This is a genomic window from Streptomyces niveus (assembly GCF_001723055.1).
Taxonomy (GTDB): domain Bacteria; phylum Actinomycetota; class Actinomycetes; order Streptomycetales; family Streptomycetaceae; genus Streptomyces; species Streptomyces niveus.
On record NZ_MDCR01000495.1, the window covers coordinates 1 to 3,262 of the forward strand.

The window sequence follows — 3,262 nt, forward strand, 5'->3', positions numbered from 1 at the left end:
AGTCCCGGCTGGCTGGACACGTGGCTCGCGGAGTCGCCGCGGGACCCGGACGCCGTACTGGTCAAGGCCGAGCCACGTGTCCAGCCAGCCGGGACTGTGCAGCGCGCTCTCCGCGAGCCGCGGCACGTACCCACCGCGCCGCTCCCACTCGGCGCCGAGGCGCGTCGCCGCCAGCAGGTCCCTGGCGGGCGCGTGGTCACCGGCGTACGCGGCCGTGAGCGCGGCGCGCAGCTCGGGCGTGGGCGGATCGAGGACGACGGAGGCGTCGGGAGGCAACTGCGCGCCGACGGCCGCCCCGTGGCGGAGCACCCGCGGCAGGGTGATCAAGGTGCGTAGCGTCGCCGTCATCGTCACGGTCATCAATTGAAGGCGGTCGAAGGTGGCCGCCACCAGAGGCTTTCGGTGACAAAGCCGTATCGCGTGACGTATCGCGTGACGTATCGCGCGAGGAATGGCGCGACGTATGGCATGCCCCATCGCATGGAGTAGCGGCCCGCGAGCGCTCCCGGACCCATGGGATCCGCCGCCGTAGGCTGCCGCCCATGTGCGGAATCGTGGGATATGTCGGCGGGCAGTCGGCACTCGATGTGGTCATCGCCGGACTCAAGCGGCTCGAATACCGGGGCTACGACTCGGCCGGTGTCGCGGTCATCGCCGGCGGCGGGCTCGCCTCGGCCAAGAAGGCGGGCAAGCTCGTCAATCTGGAGAAGGCGCTGGTGGAGGCGCCGTTGCCGGGGGGTACCACCGGTATCGGGCACACCAGGTGGGCCACGCACGGCGGCCCCACCGACACCAACGCCCATCCGCACGCCGACAACGCGGGCCGCGTCGCCGTCGTGCACAACGGGATCATCGAGAACTTCGCCGCGCTGCGGACCGAGCTGACCGACCGCGGTCACGACCTGACCTCCGAGACCGACACCGAGGTCGTGGCGCATCTGCTCGCCGAGGCGTTCGCCTCCTGCGGCGAGCTGGCCGAGTCGATGCGCCGGGTGTGCGGGCGGCTGGAGGGCGCGTTCACGCTCGTCGCCGTGCACGCGGACGAGCCGGACGTCGTCGTCGGCGCGCGCCGCAACTCGCCGCTCGTGGTGGGTGTCGGCGACGGCGAGGCGTTCCTCGCCTCCGACGTCGCCGCCTTCATCGCCCATACGCGCTCCGCGATCGAGCTGGGCCAGGACCAGGTGGTGGAGCTGCGCCGGGACGGCGTGCGGGTGACCGACTTCGACGGCGCCGACGCGCACGGCAACGTACGCGAGTACCACATCGACTGGGACGCGTCGGCCGCCGAGAAGGGCGGCTACGACTACTTCATGCTCAAGGAGATCGCCGAGCAGCCGAAGGCCGTCGCCGACACCCTCCTCGGCCGGATCAACGCCGAGGGCTCGCTGACGCTGGACGATCTGCGCATCCCCTCGCGGGTGCTGCGGGCGGCCGACAAGGTCGTCATCGTGGCGTGCGGGACGGCCTTCCACGCCGGGCTCATCGCGAAGTACGCCATCGAGCACTGGACCCGCATCCCGTGCGAGGTGGAGCTGGCGAGCGAGTTCCGCTACCGGGACCCGATCCTCAACACCCGTACCCTCGTGGTCGCCATCTCGCAGTCCGGCGAGACGATGGACACGCTGATGGCGCTGCGCCACGCGCGCGACCAGGGCGCCACGGTCCTCGCCATCTGCAACACCAACGGCTCGACCATCCCGAGGGAGTCGGACGCCGTCCTCTACACGCACGCGGGTCCCGAGGTCGCCGTCGCGTCGACCAAGGCGTTCCTGACCCAGCTCGTCGCCTGCTACCTGGTCGCGCTGTACCTGGGGCAGCTGCGCGGCACGAAGTACGGCGACGAGATCCGCGCCGTCATCCGCGAACTGTCCCGCGTCTCGCACGAGGTCGAGCGGGTGCTGGAGACGATGGAGCCGGTACGGGAGCTGGCGCGCTCGCTCGCCGGCAAGAAGACGGTGCTGTTCCTGGGGCGGCACGTCGGCTATCCGGTGGCGCTGGAGGGCGCCCTGAAGCTGAAGGAACTGGCGTACATGCACGCCGAGGGCTTCGCGGCCGGTGAGCTGAAGCACGGGCCGATCGCGCTGATCGAGGAGGATGTACCGGTGGTCGTCGTCGTACCGTCGCCGCGTGGGCGTTCGGTGCTGCACGACAAGATCGTGTCGAACATCCAGGAGATCCGGGCGCGGGGAGCGCGGACGATCGTGATCGCGGAGGAGGGGGACGAGGCGGTGGTGCCGTACGCGGACCATCTCATCCGTATCCCGGTCACGCCGACGCTCCTTCAGCCGCTGGTCTCGACGGTGCCGTTGCAGGTCTTCGCCTGCGAGCTGGCGACGGCGCGCGGCAACGAGGTGGACCAGCCGAGGAACCTGGCGAAGTCCGTGACGGTGGAGTGAGAGGCGGGACTGCACAGTGATCATCGGGGTGGGGATCGACGTCGCGGAGATCGAGAGATTCGCGGCGTCCATGGAGCGCACGCCGGCCCTGGCCGAACGGTTGTTCTCCGAGCGGGAGTTGCTGCTGCCCAGCGGGGAGAGGCGCGGTATCGCCTCGCTGGCCGCGCGCTTCGCGGCCAAGGAGGCACTGGCGAAGGCGCTGGGCGCGCCGGCCGGGCTGCACTGGACGGACGCCGAGGTGTACGTCGAGGAGAGCGGGCAGCCGAGGCTGCGGGTACGGGGCACGGTGGCGGCGCGCGCGGCGGAACTGGGCGTGCGGTCCTGGCATGTGTCGCTCAGCCATGACGCGGGGATCGCGTCGGCGGTGGTGATCGCGGAGGGGTGAGGCCCGGCGCTGTGCGGCAGACTCGGTGTCATGCGTACCGCCTACAGCGTCGAGACCGTACGGACCGCCGAGCGGGAGCTGATGGACCGGCTCCCCGACGGCGTACTGATGCAGCGCGCGGCGGCCGGACTCGCCGCCGCCTGCGCCGATCTGCTGCGTCGGCGGGCACCGGGGCGGGTGTACGGGGCGCGGGTCGTCCTGCTCGTCGGCAGCGGCGACAACGGCGGCGACGCGCTGTACGCGGGGGCCCGGCTCGCGCGGCGCGGCGCCGGGGTGTCGGCGGTCCTCCTCGCCCCCGGGCGGGCGCACGCCCCCGGTCTTACGGCGCTGCTCGCCGCGGGCGGACGGGTGGCGGACGACCCGTTCGACGCAACGGCCGCCGCCGATCTCGTCATCGACGGCATCACCGGCATCGGCGGGCGCGGCGGGCTGCGGCCCGACGCGGTCCCGGTGGCGCGCGCCGCGCGGGGCTCCGGCGCGG

At 72.2% G+C, this 3,262-nt stretch carries 3 protein-coding genes and 1 pseudogene; 3 read left to right on the top strand and 1 reads right to left on the bottom strand.

Annotated features, from left to right (window positions below; all coding sequences use genetic code 11):
- A pseudogene (locus BHU15_RS36740) lies at window positions 1–360 on the bottom strand (hypothetical protein); the annotation flags it as partial.
- 182 nt (window positions 361–542) lie between these two features.
- Between BHU15_RS36740 and glmS the strand changes: the two are divergent.
- The 3 genes from glmS to BHU15_RS36755 form a co-directional block, all read left to right on the top strand.
- The gene (gene glmS / locus BHU15_RS36745; protein WP_069631042.1) at window positions 543–2,396 is read left to right on the top strand and encodes a glutamine--fructose-6-phosphate transaminase (isomerizing); all 1,854 of its coding nucleotides are present in this window, start codon (window positions 543–545) and stop codon (window positions 2,394–2,396) included.
- 16 nt (window positions 2,397–2,412) lie between these two features.
- Window positions 2,413–2,781 (top strand): holo-ACP synthase, encoded by a 369-nt coding sequence (locus tag BHU15_RS36750; protein WP_023539297.1) that lies wholly within the window; start codon window positions 2,413–2,415, stop codon window positions 2,779–2,781.
- Between the two features lie 30 nt (window positions 2,782–2,811).
- On the top strand, window positions 2,812–3,262 hold a 451-nt coding region (locus tag BHU15_RS36755; protein WP_218028100.1), incomplete at its 3' end, for an NAD(P)H-hydrate epimerase.

Coding starts and splice junctions, on each gene's coding strand:
- glmS (WP_069631042.1), top strand. CDS start 543: ATGTGCGGAATCGTGGGATATGTCGGCGGGCAGTCGGCACTCGATGTG.